This is a genomic window from Pseudomonas peli (assembly GCF_050563605.1).
Taxonomy (GTDB): Bacteria; Pseudomonadota; Gammaproteobacteria; order Pseudomonadales; family Pseudomonadaceae; genus Aquipseudomonas; species Aquipseudomonas peli_A.
In genome coordinates this window covers 1-279 of record NZ_JBNXUH010000257.1, presented here as the reverse complement: position 1 = coordinate 279, position 279 = coordinate 1, and the positions used below count along the sequence as shown (strand labels likewise).

General features: G+C 46.6%; 1 protein-coding gene. It reads left to right on the top strand.

Features of this window, described 5'->3' with window-relative positions; all coding sequences use genetic code 11:
* A partial coding sequence (gene hpf / locus ACQ4LH_RS21650; RefSeq protein WP_430699003.1) for a ribosome hibernation-promoting factor, HPF/YfiA family occupies positions 1-137 on the top strand: 137 nt, incomplete at its 5' end.
* Positions 138-279: the final 142 nt, after the last annotated feature.

Genomic DNA, 279 nt, shown 5'->3' with positions numbered 1-279 from the left:
ATGCAACACTGCATGTAAACGGTGGTGAAATTCATGCCAGCGCGGAAGGTCAGGACATGTACGCTGCCATTGATGGCTTAATTGATAAGCTGGCACGCCAGTTGACCAAACATAAAGATAAACTGAAACAACACTAATTGTCCGGGCAATTAGCATGTGCATGGCGGCCTGTTGTGCGGCACAACGGGCCATTTGTACGGTTAATGCTCCGAGCCTGTTCCACTGTTTGAGTGGGCAGGTTCTTAGGTGAAATTATGACAAATAATGATACAACTCTAC